The sequence below is a fragment of the Massilia sp. TS11 genome (assembly GCF_022012445.1).
Classification (GTDB): domain Bacteria; phylum Pseudomonadota; class Gammaproteobacteria; order Burkholderiales; family Burkholderiaceae_D; genus Telluria.
Window position 1 is genome coordinate 90,117 of the sequence record NZ_JAKLTS010000001.1, and the last position, 15,702, is coordinate 105,818.

Consider the following 15,702-nt stretch of genomic DNA (forward strand, 5'->3'; position numbering starts at 1 on the left):
ATCGCGAAAACGGCAAGCGTTATCGGCGCCATCAACCCGGCGAGCCCACCAAACAGGCGCGCTTGCCGGTACTTTATCCTTACAATTCCTCGCGTAAGCTCATCAACTCTGCGACCTTACCGATGACAACTGTGGCTGGCACCTGGCTGGACGCAGGGAGGGGCGTACTTGTTTTCCATCAAATTTGCAAATGGCGAGGCCGATGGACAGGCCCCCGTGTAAAATATCGTTCTAATTCTTACACTAGCAGAGGTTTCACCGCCGCCTGTCGATTATATATTCAAAATGAAGGACTTAGAGAGAATTTCTGGGAAGACTGGCCAAACGGCAACGCAATCTCCGGTCCTGCCACAAGTCCAGCTGCTCACCATTGGTGAAGAAGACGCTGGCCAACGAATCGACAACTTCCTGATGCGCGTGTGCAAAGGCGTGCCCAAGAGCCACGTCTACCGCATCCTGCGCTCGGGCGAAGTGCGCGTGAACAAAGGCCGTATCGACCAGACCTATCGGCTGGCCGAGGGCGACGTGGTGCGCGTGCCTCCGATCAGAATTGCTGAAAAAGAAAGTTCCGGCGCCGCCCCGGCCGGCAGTTTCCCCATCCTGTTCGAGGACGCGCATCTGCTCATCATCGACAAACCGGCCGGCGTGGCAGTGCACGGCGGCTCCGGCGTGTCCTACGGCGTGATCGAGCAATTGCGCGCCGCCCGGCCCGAGGCCAAGTTCCTCGAGCTGGTGCACCGGCTCGACCGCGAGACCTCGGGTTTGTTGCTGCTGGCCAAAAAACGCAGCGCCTTAACCAATTTGCATGATCAGATGCGCGACGGCTTGACCGACAAACGTTATCTGACGATGGTAAAGGGCGACTGGCAGGACCAGCGCCGCCACATTAAGTTGCCACTTCACAAATATTCAACGCCCGATGGCGAGCGGCGCGTGGTGGTGCAGGCGGGCGGCCAGGCCTCGCACACGGTGTTCAACCTGATCCGCCGCTGGCCCGGCTACGCCTTGCTGGAGGCCGAGCTGAAGACCGGGCGCACGCACCAGATTCGCGTACATCTGTCATCGTCTGGTTTTCCTATCCTAGGTGACGATAAATACGGCGACTTCGCGCTGAACAAAGCCTTACAAAAAGCCGAAGGCCAGCGCGTGGCCCTGAAGCGCATGTTCCTGCATGCCTACAAAATCACCTTCACGCATCCGGCGACTGGCGAAAAGATGACGGTAAGCGCCAAGCTGCCCGAAGAATGCGAGCGCTTCGTCGCCAGCCTGGGCAGCGACAAGGCCCAAGCCCCAGCGAAGCCGAAGTACGAGTCGTAGGGCGGGTCTTTAGACCCGCGCATCGCCGCGAACACCCACGTGCCGGCCCATATCCCAACCGTCCCGGCGCATGTCCGGTCCGATACGCGTCCCGAAAGCAAAGCGAGCTCTACCGCAAAGACGCACTCAAAGCACAAGTCAACCAGATCGGCTGACAAATAAATGGCTCGCCAAGCCGTTTAGCTAAGCGGCCCAGCCACTCCCACTTTAAGCGCGCGGGAAGGACGGTCATTTAAACCCGTGCCCACCCGCGCTCCCATGCCAAAAATGCACCCATGCAAAAAAGCGCACGCCGCGCTCGCCAACCGGCCTGAAAACCGTCAAAATCACACCAAAGCCTGCGGCCGAACAACACCGCTTTGAAAAGCGAGCGGCCAGCCCCAACCATTGCAGTAGAAATGCCAAGAAAACAATTTGATCTGATCGTCTTTGACTGGGACGGTACGCTGATGGACAGCACTTCGACGATCGTGCGCTGCATCCAAGCCGCCGCGCGCGACCTCGGCCTGCCCATTCCCAACGAAGATGCCGCCTCCCACGTGATCGGTCTCGGCCTGCACGAAGCGATGCAAGTGGCGATGCCCGGCCTCGAGGCCAGTATGTACCCCCGGCTAGTCGAGCGATATCGCTACCATTACCTGTCAAAAGACCACGAACTGACGCTATTTAAAGGCGTGGAGCCGATGCTGCAGGAGCTGTCCCAAGACGGCTACTTTCTCGCCGTCGCCACCGGCAAAAGCCGGGTAGGCCTGAACCGCGCGATGAGCGCCGTCGGCGTAATGTCCCTGTTCGACGCCACCCGCTGCGCCGACGAGACCTTTTCCAAGCCCCACCCCGCCATGTTGCAAGAGCTGACGCGCGAGTTGGGCCAGGACCTGCGCCGCACCGTGATGATTGGCGACACCACCCACGACCTGCAAATGGCCAACAACGCCGGCGCCGCCGGCATCGCCGTGCGCTACGGCGCCCACCCGGGCGAGCATCTGGACAGTTGCGCCCCGATCTTCTCGGCCGGCACCGTGGCCGAGCTGCACGCCTGGCTGAGCGAGAACGCCTGATGAGCGACGCCCTGTACATCTGCGCGTCCGAAGCGGTGGCCGAAGGGGGGAAGGGCGTCCGTTTCCCTGTCACAGCATTTGGCGACGCCGCCACCGGATTCGTGGTGCGCTACGACGGCCAGGTGCGCGGTTATCTGAACCGCTGTGCCCACGTGCCCATCGAGTTGGACTGGAATGAAGGCGACTTCTTCGAATCCAGCGGCTTGTACATCATGTGCTCGACCCACGGCGCCATCTACGTGCCCGAAACCGGCCACTGCGCGGGCGGCCCCTGCAAAGGCGGACGCCTGCGACCGATTGCCGTGCACGAAGCCGACGGCAAAATCTACTGGACACCTGACGAATACATCCGTCCCCCACAAGCCTGATCGCCATGAACGAAGACCTGCCGACCGCCGAGACGCCCAAGGAGCCCAGCCGGGCGAACTGGGAGCGCGAGACCCTTGAAAAGCTCGTGTTTGCCACCGTGCGCGAGCAGCAGGCAGCACGGCGCTGGAGCATCTTCTTCAAACTGACCTTCTTAGGCCTGCTTTTCCTCGCCATCTACAGCTATTTTGATCTGCACTGGTTCGGCGGCGACGCCGACGCCGTGGGCCGACACACCGCCCTGATCGAAATCCACGGCAGTATCGAGTCCGAAGGTTCCGGCTCGGCCGCGGCCGTCATCCCGTCCTTGAACAAAGCCTTCGGCGACAGCGGCTCGGTCGCGATTGTCCTGCACATCAACAGTCCGGGCGGCAGCCCGGTGCAGGCCGGCATGATCGTCGACGAGATCTGGCGCCTGCGCAAAGGCTATCCAAACAAGCCGGTATATGTGGTGGTGGATGAGATCTGCGCTTCAGGCGGCTACTACATCGCCGCCGCCGCCGACAGAATTTACGTGAACAAAGCCAGCATTGTCGGCTCCGTTGGCGTGCTGATGGACGGTTTTGGCTTCACCGGCACGATGGAAAAGCTGGGTGTCGAGCGCCGCCTGCTGACGGCCGGCGCCAACAAAGGCTTCCTCGATCCGTTCAGCCCCCAGTCAGAAAAACACAAGGCCCACGCCCAGGCGATGCTGGACGAAATTCACCAGCAGTTCATCCAGGTGGTGCGCACCGGGCGCGGCAAGCGCCTGAAGGAAACTCCAGACATGTTCTCCGGCCTGTTCTGGACCGGCGCCAAAGCCGTGGACATGGGCCTGGCCGACGGCTTCGGCACGGTCGACAGCGTGGCACGCGATGTGGCCAAAGCTGAAGACATCATCGACTACACCCAGCATGAGAATCTGCCTGAGCGCGTGCTGAAGAAATTTGGCGCGGCGGTTGGGGCGGGTGCAATCAAATCCCTGCAATCGGCGCCCGCACCATTGTTAAAGTAAGGCTTGGCTATCTATACGTCTTGCTTGAGATGAAATCTACCACCCATGAGCCACGTAATGTAATTGGGTTCGCTTGAGTCGGGTTGTGTCGCGCATTGGTTTTGAGATGGCGTACCTGCCCGCCAGCGGAGCAGTGCAAGTCGATAAGTCAATTGTGCCACGTGAGCACGCGCAAGCCACCTCTTCTCCTGATTGTGGATTTCGCTGAGCGCGGTCTTTGCGGCTAAGCGGATCGGTGTCATCACAGCGCCTTTGCGAAAATTCATCCGGAGTAGATCAATTCTCCGTATTTCCTAGTTCTTGCTTAGGTATATTCCTACGACGATATTCAGTGTATTTCCTGTGGCGCGCTCTAGCCTAGTCTGCATTAAGACTCACGTAATGCAGTTCTCACCATTGTTTTTTCATCGTTATCATAATATTTAAAGTGCGTTGAGCGCTGGCGGCGCTGATTTGTATCGTCATGTATATCGGCCGGGTTTGCCGCAATCGCTCTGTTACAATTTCGGCGATAGCCGATGGGCAATTCTTGACGCAATATGAGTGCAGCGAACTTGGTTTGGCATAAAGGAACGATCGAGCGGCCGAGTCGCGCTGTCGCTAACCAGCACGGCAGTGGCGTGATATGGCTGACCGGCCTTTCAGGGGCGGGGAAGTCGACCATCGCGAGCCGGGTCGAAGCAAGTCTGCACGCAAGTGGTTGCCGTACGTTCGTCCTGGATGGCGACAACCTTCGCCATGGCCTTTGTTCCGATCTCGGCTTTTCGACAGAGGACAGGCGTGAAAACGTGAGGCGGGTCGGCGAGGTGGCGCGGCTCTTTGTGGATGCGGGCCTGATTGTCATCGTCGCCTTGATTTCTCCGTTCAAATCCGACCGTGAGCGCGTTCGCCAGCTTTTTGGTGCGAATGAGTTTTTCGAGGTCTACTGCGATTGCGCTTTGGATGTGTGCGAAGCTCGTGATCCGAAAGGACTCTATAAGCGTGCGCGCGCTGGGGAAATACCGAATTTCACGGGACTGGCTTCGCCCTACGAGCCTCCCGATCATCCCGAACTGATCCTGAAGACCGCGTCGGCGACTTTGGAGCAATGCTCACAAGAAGTGGTTGGCTTGCTGCATAGATACGATGTGGTGCCCAATATTTCCGTGCTCCCTTGATCCCGTGTAGTGCTTGGCCGTGACGGACGCCGGCCGCATCCGTGGCGCGGACTATATTTACAATTCTGATCGCGTCATTCGCGATGCCATTGCTGGCTGCTGACATATTGCGACGGATATAGATAAAATTTCATGACTTGATGTGTCATTGGTAGCATTATTGCTTGTAAAATGACGTGCTCCGATAGGCCGTTGGCGGCAAGCCAATATCGGTGCTCGGCTGTCGCACTACATTTCTCGGAGTAGTATTGAATCGTATGGCAATAATTTGTATCACGGGTTTCCGGCCGCAAGGCCTCTTGGAATTGCAACGAGTGCTAGAGCAGTGTGGCCTGCCTAAGGCCCGTGCGGCTTCCGGTGGATTCGAATTGACGTTTGCAGCGTGGAGCCAAGCTTTTCTGGAAATGGGGGCGGGAGCCTCAGAGGACCCGCGCTTGCTGGAGCAAGCAGGCGAATTGTTGGCGGCAAATCGGCATGCCACGCACTGCACCTGGATCGACCAGAACGGTCCGCATGCCCTGGAGACTTGGGCAAAGCTCGACGCCGATATTCGTTTTATCTTGGTTGGCTCGCGTCTGGAAGATGCTGTGGCGGCACATCTGTTCCTGAGTGAGTCACAGGCGGCGCCAAAGCCCTTGGACGAGGTCATTTCCAGATGGGAAGCTGTACATCGAAGCATGCTGCAATTTGCGTGTCGGCATGCCGAGCGCTGCCTTTTTATCTGGGATACCGCCTTGACCACGCTCGACGCCGATCTGCTGGATGCGCTCAGTACCCACTTGGCGATTGATGTTCAGCTGCCGGGAAAGCACATGTCGGAGATAGAGGCAGAGCCAGTCGCCACGGCTTTGGCTTTGAAGCTTGTTGCCCCCTACCGGCTGGCGTGCGAACTCGCCGATGAATTGGATGGCACCGTTCTTCAAGCGGGAACGGGCCTCCAAGCTACGATGACTTCGGCCAATTTGGCGGACGCCTATCATCGATTGGTTGAGCGGGCTTGGACTGCCGGCCGCGACCACGAGGTGGACCGACAGGCCGTCCTCGAGGGGCGCTATCGGGAGGCTGAGGCCGAGCATCGGGCATACCAAGCGCTGTTGGAAGCCAATATCGAAGAATCGAAGCAAGATTACGCGGTGCTCGATGAGCAGAATCGGCTTTTGCTCGAAGAATTGGACAATTTGCATCGTCAACGCAATGCGGACCTGCAGGCCAGCGCGGGCAAGGAGTGTCTGATTCAGGAACTCCAAGCGCAACTCGAGCAATTGCGCAAGGAAGCGATGCAATTAAGTGCATCAAAGTATGAGGCTCAGCTTCTCGCTGAATCGCAGATTGCGGACCTTCATGCTGAAATTGAGTTGATGCAAGCTCAAATCGATTTGCTGCCCTTATTTAGAGAGCGTATTAGCGCCTTGGAGAGCAAGGCCAACGAACGCGAGCAGTATTGGAAGGACTTCGAGCGCGCGCAGCAGGACGAATTGAGTTCTCTGCAAGCTTTGCAGCAGGAGGTCGAGCAACTGCGCGCTGAGCGATTAAGTGCAAGCGTTGATCAGGAAAGTTTGGCCACCGCTCGCGTAGAACACGAGCAGACCACGGCGGCGCTGCTGCAAAGTCAAGTCGAATTGGAAGCGGCCCTGGCCCTGAACGCCACCTTGAGCGCGCGGCTGCAACGCTTGGAGAACCAGGCAAGTAGCGCGCAGCGGTTGGACGGTGACTCGATCGAATACACGTTGGTCCGGGCCCAGTGTGTCGACTCGCCCTGCCCAGCCTGGCACTGGTGCTTTTCAAACGTCTATTGGCGCGGGCAGGCTTGGCCGCATTTGGAAATGCACAGCTTTCTGTTGGACGGGTTCAGCTTCTGCTTACCGGTGCAAGACGAGTTCGATGGCGAACTGGCCGCGTGCCGGCAGCGCCATCGCGAACTGACCACCAGCGAACATCTGCAGGCGCAGGCCGTGGCGCATATCCTGCAACACGCGCTGCCCACCAGCACTGCTCTCGTTGCGGATCTTGGGATTGATGCGCAAGCGTTCCTGGAGGGCTTAGCGCGTGTAGCGATGGAAGAAGATGGCGGTATCGCAGCCTTGCGCTTCGATGGGGTTGACCTGTACCGTGACTACGCGATCGGGAGTTACGAACACATAGGCCTGCGTATCAAGCGTCCTTCCATTGGTACGCGGAGTTGGGACAGCTGGGACGTGCGGCTCGCATGCGCTGCAATAGCGGAAACGAGTTTTGGGACACATTTGAAGCTGGAATTCCCGATTGGGGCCAGCTCGTCGGTGCTGGAATCCTGGTTCCCGGAATCGAAGGATGAATTTGGCGCGAAGTTGGAACTACGTTTTGCGCAACCTGACGCCCTCGATATCGAGGTCTGGTCTCGTCTGAGCTTGAACGACCGCCAATTGATCTTGGCGCTGGTGGAAGCCTTGCCGCGTCTGTTGGCCGTCGTTTTTGAACGTAACAAATTGCAACATCGCAGCCGGTCGGAATGGAAGAATCTGGCGGACGAGATGCGGCGGATCTTGCGTTTTCGCTTGGGCTTGCCGAACGTAGCGACCGAGCTCGTAGAACAAGAGATGCGTCCTAAGCGGGTACCGAAGGCGCGTCGCACAGTGAAGGAGACTGTAGTTTGATGGATGGGCATAAGTACTCGGTACCTCTCGCAGTCATCCTGGACCTGTTGTGGCAGCTGTATCCGAGCCAAGGCGTGGTGCACGTCGGCGCCGGTAACGGTTGTGGCGATGTGCACGTATGGCGTGGCTGGGACGTCGCGCAGGCGCTCTTGGTGGAAGCCGATGGCGAACGGGCTGACTGGCTTGCCCCCGAATTGAGCACCCATCCACACTGGCAATTCCGAGAGGCCTGTGTGGGCGCCGCGGAGGGGGAATCCGTATTTTACGAGTGCAGTGTTCGGTCCGAGTGTGGGTTGGTGCCGCCTGAACACTTGACCAAGTATTGGCCGAACATCAAGACCGTATCCCAGCGTGCGATAAGGACGCGCACCTTGGACAGTTTGGTCGCGGAATGCAACTTTACTGGCGACGACCTCTGGCTGATTGCCGATTGCTTGCCCTCCCACGACTTGCTCGCCGGGGCCTCGGCACTGCTCGATCGTAGCGCTGTCCTATGCCTCCGCATGGAGGCGAAGGGCGAGACGGGACTGGAAGGCGTGTTGCCCGCTTGGCGCGAGCGAGGCTGGTGTTTGCTACATTTCGCACAGGGGACGCATCCTGAATTGGGGCACGCTATCTTGGTGCGGGATCCGATCCGGCTGCGTCAGCATGCACAGGCCCAGCGAGAAAGCTGGGAAACCTCGGCGCAAGAAGCGGAACAGCGGATCGCGGAAGTCATCGCCGCGCGTGACGAACTTGCCACAACGGCACGTGAGCAGGCTGAGCGTGTCGTCGATTTGCGTGTGTGTCTTGCCGAACAAAGCGAGGCGCTGGGACTCAAGCAGAGGGCAATCGAAGAGCTTGAGGCGCGTTGCGCCGATAACGATCGCGAATTGGCGGAGCTTGGCGTGCAGCTCAGCCAGCGTGGACAAGAGCAGGCAGCGCAGGCGCAGCGCTTGCGGGAGTCGGAGCAAGCTCGGGTGAGTGCTGAGGGCGAAGCTGCCGAACTGCGCGCGCAGCTAAATACGCGTATTGTGCAACTGGAACAAGTTGAGCATGAACGCGGACTCCTCCAGCAGCAATTGCAGGCGAGCGAACTCGCCAGGACAGCGGCGAGCGAAGAGTCGGCGGCTTTGCGCGGGCAGTTGGACGCGCTGATGGCTCAGGCAGCGCAGGCCGATCAAGCGTCGGCGTCCTTGTTGAAGGAAAAGGAGGCCTTGCTGGCTAGCAGCATAGACAAGGAAGCGGCTCTGCAGCAAGTGGAGTTGGCGCGCCAGGCGCTGGAGTCGAAGCAGGTCGAGATGATGGCGGAGCTCGAGGCTGCGCGGACCCTCGTTGCCGACCTGGGGCAACAGACCGAGGCGCAGCAGCGGGCTTTGGATGCCAAGGTCGAGCAAGTCCTCGCCCTGGAGAGCGAGCTGCAAACAAAATCCCAAGTGGTCGCCGAGCTGGAAGCCGCGCTGCAACAGCAGATCAGCGTGGCAGACGTTCGGCAACAGGTGGTGGACAAACTTAGCCTGTATCGCGACGAGCAGGCCGCGCAGTGTCTTAGCCAGATCGCCGATATCGAGCGTTTGTCGGATGAGCTTGCGAAAGCGCAGCAAGCGTGTGATGCGAGCCAAGGTGCCTTGGATAGCGCGACGCGGGAACGGGAGCACTTGACCCAGCAGGTTGTCGAATATCAGCGCCGGGTTGGCAAGCTCGAGAGAGCCTATGACGAGCAAAAGGCGAGATCGGACGCTCAAGCTCGCGAGCTTCAGGAACGCGCCCAGGACTTGGCGGCCTTGCGGGCTTCAAGCGAGGAGGGGGCTGCCCAATTGCGTGCTTATGCTGAGCGTGAGCAGGTGTGGAAAGCAGAAGGAAAGGCCTTGCACGATCAGCTATCGGACTTGGAAGTCCAGGCGCGCGATTGGGAACAGGCCCGCCAGGCGTTGCAAAATACAGTCGAGCAGATGCGGAGCGAGCAGCAAGCCTTGGGCCAACGTCTCATGGAATTGCAGACCTATGTGCCTCAAGTCGAAGCGCAGCTGCTGGCTGAGCGGCAGGAGCGAGAAGAGCTCGCGCGTCGGACCATGCAAAGCGCCGAGCAAGTCACTGCGCTTGCCGCCGAGCGCGATGGCTTGCGCGAGTGCCTCTCGCAATTGGAAGGGACAGCGAAGTCCTTGCAAGACCGTGTCGCTGCCTGTGATGCCGAACGTAGCGCTTGGGAGCAGGCGAAAGCTGACTGGGAGGCGCGGGCTGCGCAGGGCGATGCGGAGCGCAATCAATTGCTTCAACGTATCGGGCAGTTTGATGCCTTGCAAGAGGAACTCGGCCGCTGCCAGGCAGCCTTGGCGCTGCGCGACGCCACCATCGAACAACAGCGGGGGCAAGTCGCCGAATTGGGCAAACAGGTTCAGGACGCAGAGACGCGCCAACGGCTGATAGATGCGGAGATGCTCAAGGCCGATGCACAGATTGAATTGATCAAAGACCTGATGCTGAGGGATTGAGGATTATGTTGGCCTTGTGTGTCGCGAAATTCTTGACTTGTCTGGGCTGATCGCCATGCCTCTTACCATAATGGCATCGATGCTGAGGCGCTTGTTTGGCTTGGCACCGGCGGCTCGCCAATCCGATCGGACTGCCATGGCAGCCGCCGATCGTGCTGCGCGGCCGCTGTCGTCCCAGGTGATCGAGGCGATGCCTTGCGCACATCCGTTTGATGAGCACCTGTTTGAGCGGGCGAAATTGCAGTGGCAATTCGGCGAATGGGAGAGTCTCGCGGCCATTGGCAGAGATGGACTCGCCCACCACCCGGAGCGCGCGACGATCAGTCTGCTCATCGCTTCGGCCTGTATCCAGCTGGGCGAGCCGGACGCAGCGCGTCCCTTGATCCACCAGGCGAAAGCTTGGGGATGTAGCCGCACCTTGATGGCCCGGATTTTGATTTCCGGTGTCCACAATTCCTTGGCGCGTACCGCCGTGTTAAGCGGCCGTGAGCAATTGGCCACGCGGCATTTTCGTGCCGCGGTACAAATCGGCAGCCCAGGGACTGATGTGCCCTTGCTGGCAAGGGCGAGAACAGAAACGCAACAACAGCAATTGCGCCGGCACGCGCACTTGTTGGCAAATCCGGTAGAAGGCCGTAGACCGGAAGATGGCGTTATTACTGGGGAAAACACATGACGATGGCAGCAGAGAATGAGTGAACAAAGACTCCGCGTGGCGGAAGCCAATGCCTTGTTCAAGGCAAAAGATTATGAGGCAGCCTTGGAAATGTACCGCGCACTTGCGCGCGATAGCGAGTTGTGGCAGCGATTGTTGGCACCCAATATCGCCGCCTGCGAAAAACGTTTGCAAAGTGCGCTCGCGCAAGCCGTCGCCCAAGTTACCGATACATTGAGCCATAAAGGCGCATCGGTAGCTCGGCCGCGCGTCTTGATCGCTGATTTTCGCTACCCGCGTTTCGATTCTTCTGCCGGCGAATTGGCGACATGGGGGATCATCGAGATATTTCGCCAGCTCGGCCATGAAGTGATCTTCATCCCCAAAGAATCGACCCCGCTCGATGTGCCTTATGTGTTGCGCTTGCGCGCCATGGGTGTGACTTGCATCGAAGATGTAAATTACGACAGCTTCGGTGAGCACGTGCTGTGTCACAGCCGCGATATCTCGCTGGCCTATATTTTTCGCCCGGATGTTGCTGAGCTATGCATACCGCGCATTCGTACCGTCAATCTTGAGGCGACAATCTTTTACCACGCGCCCGATGTGTATTTCCGGCGCGAGCGTGCGCAATACCTGGTCGAAAGCGCAGAGGGCGGAGAGCGTCCGGAACAGCTGAAGGCGCTCGATGCCGTTGTGCTCAATGAAGTCCGTTGCGCCGCCGCCGCCGATCACGTGGTGTGTGTTAGCGACTCCGATGCCGAGGCCATGCGCTTTGCGCTGGCGGACAGCAAGCTGAATCAGTCCGGCGTGGAACCGCCCGACGTCTCTGTGTTTCCCATCTTGTATCTGGAAGGACACGGGGAGGTCGTGTCCTTTGAGACTACGCGCGACCTGTGCTTCATTGGATCTTCCGAGCACACGCCGAATCGGGACGCGATCCGGTGGTTTCTCGCTAATGTATGGCCGCAGGCCCACGCCCGTCATCCCGACTTGATGTTTCGCGTCATTGGTAAGACCGACGCCGCGGAGCGGGCCCATTACGAATCGTTTCCGAATGTTGAAGTGCTGGGCTGGGTGGACGATATTGGCGCCGCATTGAAGCGTTTTCGCGCTTCAGTTGCGCCGCTGCGTTATGGGGCGGGTATCAAGGGGAAAGTAGGCACTTCGCTGATCAACGGTATCCCCTGCATCGCCTCGCGCGTCGCCGTCGAGGATATGGGATTGCAGGAGGGAGAAGAGATACTGCTCGCCGAACAGCCCGAGGATTATTGGGACGCCATTGATCTGCTGATGCGGGATGCCGGTGCCTGGCAGCGCTTATCCTCGCAGGGAGCGATTCGTGCCAGTCAGTTGTATTCGTCAGAGGCCACCTTGCGGCGCTTCGTTCGCATCCTCAACGATTGCGATGCTTTGCACCCCCTGGCCTACGGAGAATTCATTACAAGAGGCGCAGGCGATGGCGTTCGTCGAGCCTTGGGGCGGAAGAGCCAATCCGCGCCGCTGGTATCGGTCATTGTGCCTGGGTTTGGCAACGTCGAGATGACCGTCGCTTGCTTAACGTCCATATATTTTTCATCTCAGGCCCATGAACGGCAAGACATAGAGGTGATTTACGCCGACGATCACTCGGCGCCCGAGGTCCGCGCGGCCATTGCCCAAAAATTCCCTGACGTGCGCATTACTTGCACGCCGCGCAACCAAGGATTTGTCCAAAATGCGAATTGGGGAGCCGCTCATGCTAGTGGCAAATACTTGGTCTTGCTTAACAATGACACGATCGTCTTGCCGGGCTGGCTGGAGGGCTTGTTGGAGGTAATCGAAGGCGTGCCATCCTGCTATGTTGCCGGCTCCAAGCTTTTGTACGCCAATGGCTTGATCCAGGAAGCTGGCGCCGGTATCTGGACTGATGGCCGTACCTGTAGCATGGGTCGCGGCATCGATGGCACCGGCTTGCCCAGCACGCTGCCCTTGTACAACTACGTGCGTGAAGTCGACTATGTCAGCTTTGCCTCGGTGATCATCCGCCGCGATTTCTGGGAAGCACAAGGCGGTCTTGATACCGCTTATGGCTTCGGCTATTTTGACGACTCAGACTTTTGCATGCGTGTGCGAGAGCAGGGGGGGATCGTTGTCTTCGCCCCCAATTCCGAAGTGCTACACAATGAATCGGCGACCTTCTCGCAGCGCCCCAAGAAACAGGTTGGCGCTGAAAAGGCGCATAACAAGTTGATGTTCCGCGACAAATGGGCGCGTGCGCTGGCGGCCGATCACGCCTGCCAGGAGGTGGCCAGCTGGGATCCCGGCTATGCCGAAGCGACCGCGATGGCCACGGCCAGTCGCCATTTGTTGGCTCCGGCCACGCAGTGCGATGCCTCTGGCGCGCGCCAGCGTCACATTTTGTACTTTTCGCCCTTTCCTTCTCATCCGGCTAGCCACGGCAATCAGACGACGATTCAGAAGTTTGCGCACTTCCTTCAAGCGGAGGGCCATGCCGTGCATTTCGCTTTGTTGCAAAGTCATATGTTCACGGCAGTCCACGCGCGTGAAATGGCGGAGGCATGGGACAGCTTTGACATTCTGAGTATCCCTCACTTCCCGTCTTGCGATGGAAAGCTGATCCGCTACGACGGCTGGTATATTCCGGGACTGGGCGAACAGATCGCGCAGCTCTGCGCCAAGTATGCAGTCGATACAGTGATTTGTTCCTATGTGTTCCAGTCGCGCTTGTTGGATTACGTGCCGAACCACGTGCTGAAGATTTTGGATACGCATGATAAGTTTACCGACCGCTATGCCATCCTCGATGGGCTGGGCAAGCCACGCGAATTCTTCTCATGCACACGGGAAGAAGAAGGTCAGTATTTATCGCGTGCCGACGTCGCTCTTGCACGGCGCGATGAGGAGGCCGTTTTCTTCGACAGTATTTCCACTGCCCGCGTCTATACGGTGCCGCATTTGGAGGAGAAGTGTTATCTGCCGAAGGGAACACAAGCCTTACGTGAAGTCGGCATTGTCGCCAGCTGCAACCTGATTAATCTCGATATCGTGGTCAGTTTTATCCGTGAGTTGATCCGGCAGCAGCCTCGCGGCTGGCCGTTCAAGTTGCTGGTGGCTGGAGAAGTGCTGTCGCTGATGAATCGGGACGATGCTGAGCATCAGGCAATTCTCGCTCATCCTGATGTTGAATTCCTCGGATTTGTCGACGATATCCGGGACTTTTACCTGCGCGTCGACATGATCGTCTGCCCGATCATGTCGGGCACGGGGATCAACGTGAAGACTGTGCAGTGCTTGGCGTATGGGGTGCCTTTGTTGGCCACGCAACATGCCAGCAAAGGCGTGGCGACGGATCTGGCGGATCATCAGTTCCTCGACGTGCCTGGGCTTGTCGCGCATTTGTTGGGAGGCACGTTCTCTGCCGACGTGCTGCAGCGGATGGCAGCGGCATCGCGTGATATTTATGAGCGCTTTGTCGATGCGGGCTTCGGCAATTTCCGCCATGCGCTGGACTTGCGGGCGGTCGCGCGCCGCGGCGTTGGTAGTGTTGTGCATACCAGCCTGCCACAACTCGGTTCGCGCAAGGCCATGCGTGTCGAACGCATGAATTTGCGGCGCCAAAAACTGGGGCGTACTTACCTGCTTCGCAAGTTGCGGCGCCAGCTCGAGGATTTTGGCCCGTCATATATGAATCTGAACGAAGGTTTGCCGAATGTGCAATCCGATGGCGGGATAGGCTTTTGGTTCAAATTCGATCAGGCGGTGCCGGGCGGCGTGCAGTATTTCTTGGTCATCGATGGCCATCCCTATGTCTTGCATCGCTCTGATGACGGACTTATGCTGACTACGTCCGTATCACAACAGCACTTTAGCGATGAGCGCGTCCTGGGACTGGGCATGTTGTCCTGTTTTGAATGGGAGACTGTGCCGCCGGATGGTGCAGGACTTGGCGCGGAGGATTTTGAATTCGTAAAAGTAGTGCGACATTAAGAACTGGATCGAGAATATGAGTAAAACTGTAAGAAGCCGCGCTCCACTGCGTTTGGGATTCGCGGGCGGCGGCACGGATGTGGCGCCCTACTGCGATGAATTTGGCGGCTGCGTACTCAATGCGACCATCGACTTATACGCGCATTGCACGATCACCTTGAATCCTTCAGCGCGCAGCAAGTGCTTTCATGCGGCGGACCTTGGCGTGACAGAGACGCTGGAATTGGGGGATCTGGAACCGGCCGAAGCCAAACTGCAGTTGCATCACGCAATTCATCAACGCATTATTCGTGATTTTCATGGTGGCGTTGACCTCCCCGTCTCCGTGACCAGCTGGTCGGACGCGCCGCCAGGGTCAGGCTTGGGAACGTCTTCGACCTTGGTCGTGGCCATCCTCTCGGCTTATGTCGAGTTGCTATCGCTGCCACTCGGTGAATATGACATCGCCCACTTGGCCTATGAAATTGAACGTATCGATTGCGGCTTGGCAGGTGGGAAGCAAGATCAGTATGCAGCCACCTTCGGCGGCTTCAATTTCATGGAGTTTTCCAGCGGAGACAGGGTCATCGTGAATCCATTGCGGATCCGGCGCCACATCGAGTTGGAGTTGGAAGCATCGCTCATGCTCTATTTCACTGGACAGTCTCGCGAGTCGGCGCGAATTATTGAAGACCAGAAACGGGCTGCTGGCGATGTACGTGTCGCTAGCGAGGCCGTGCAAGCAATGCACGAAGTGAAGCAGGTTGCGTACGCGATGAAAGAATCCGTGTTAAAGGGTGATATCGCTTCGTTTTCTCGACATCTCGCGACCTCGTGGGAAGCAAAAAAACGGATGGCGAAATCTATTTCCTCGGATAGCATCGAAGCGATCGCTGCCCGCGCTCTTGAATGTGGCGGGCAAGCAGTCAAGATTTCGGGCGCGGGCGGTGGCGGCTTCATGATGGTATTTGTGGATCCTGCGCACCGTCATCAGACGGAAGCCGGCTTGCGGGACATGCGTGGACAATTCCGGGAGTTCCGGTTTACGCATGCTGGTGTTGAGACCTGGACCAAGCTGTGAG

General features: G+C 58.4%; 10 protein-coding genes. All 10 read left to right on the plus strand.

Annotated features, from left to right (window positions below):
- Positions 1-285: 285 nt before the first annotated feature.
- Positions 286-1,317 carry an RluA family pseudouridine synthase gene (locus LZ005_RS00440; RefSeq protein WP_237803076.1) on the plus strand — a complete coding sequence of 344 codons (1,032 nt, stop codon included), beginning with the start codon at positions 286-288 and terminating at the stop codon, positions 1,315-1,317.
- A gap of 398 nt (positions 1,318-1,715) precedes the next feature.
- Positions 1,716-2,375 carry an HAD-IIIA family hydrolase gene (locus tag LZ005_RS00445; RefSeq protein WP_237803078.1) on the plus strand — a complete coding sequence of 220 codons (660 nt, stop codon included), beginning with the start codon at positions 1,716-1,718 and terminating at the stop codon, positions 2,373-2,375.
- Positions 2,375-2,743 (plus strand): Rieske 2Fe-2S domain-containing protein, encoded by a 369-nt coding sequence (locus tag LZ005_RS00450; protein ID WP_237803080.1) that lies wholly within the window; start codon positions 2,375-2,377, stop codon positions 2,741-2,743. The genes LZ005_RS00445 and LZ005_RS00450 overlap by 1 nt, the downstream gene beginning before the upstream one ends.
- 5 nt (positions 2,744-2,748) lie before the next feature.
- The gene (locus LZ005_RS00455) at positions 2,749-3,735 is read left to right on the plus strand and encodes a S49 family peptidase (RefSeq protein WP_237803082.1); all 987 of its coding nucleotides are present in this window, start codon (positions 2,749-2,751) and stop codon (positions 3,733-3,735) included.
- A gap of 539 nt (positions 3,736-4,274) precedes the next feature.
- Positions 4,275-4,892: an adenylyl-sulfate kinase gene (gene cysC / locus LZ005_RS00460; protein ID WP_237803084.1), complete on the plus strand. Its 618-nt coding sequence runs from the start codon at positions 4,275-4,277 to the stop codon at positions 4,890-4,892.
- A 434-nt stretch (positions 4,893-5,326) separates the two neighbouring features.
- A complete protein-coding gene (locus tag LZ005_RS00465) occupies positions 5,327-7,525 on the plus strand; it encodes a hypothetical protein (RefSeq protein ID WP_237803091.1) in 2,199 nt (732 codons plus the stop codon).
- A complete protein-coding gene (locus LZ005_RS00470) occupies positions 7,525-9,996 on the plus strand; it encodes a hypothetical protein (protein WP_237803099.1) in 2,472 nt (823 codons plus the stop codon). The genes LZ005_RS00465 and LZ005_RS00470 overlap by 1 nt, the downstream gene beginning before the upstream one ends.
- Before the next feature lie 136 nt (positions 9,997-10,132).
- Positions 10,133-10,672 (plus strand): hypothetical protein, encoded by a 540-nt coding sequence (locus LZ005_RS00475; protein ID WP_237803101.1) that lies wholly within the window; start codon positions 10,133-10,135, stop codon positions 10,670-10,672.
- A 15-nt stretch (positions 10,673-10,687) separates the two neighbouring features.
- Positions 10,688-14,641, plus strand: a complete 3,954-nt coding sequence (locus LZ005_RS00480) for a glycosyltransferase (protein ID WP_237803114.1) — start codon at positions 10,688-10,690, stop codon at positions 14,639-14,641.
- A 16-nt stretch (positions 14,642-14,657) separates the two neighbouring features.
- The gene (locus tag LZ005_RS00485) at positions 14,658-15,701 is read left to right on the plus strand and encodes a dehydrogenase (RefSeq protein ID WP_237803121.1); all 1,044 of its coding nucleotides are present in this window, start codon (positions 14,658-14,660) and stop codon (positions 15,699-15,701) included.
- Position 15,702 lies beyond the last annotated feature (1 nt).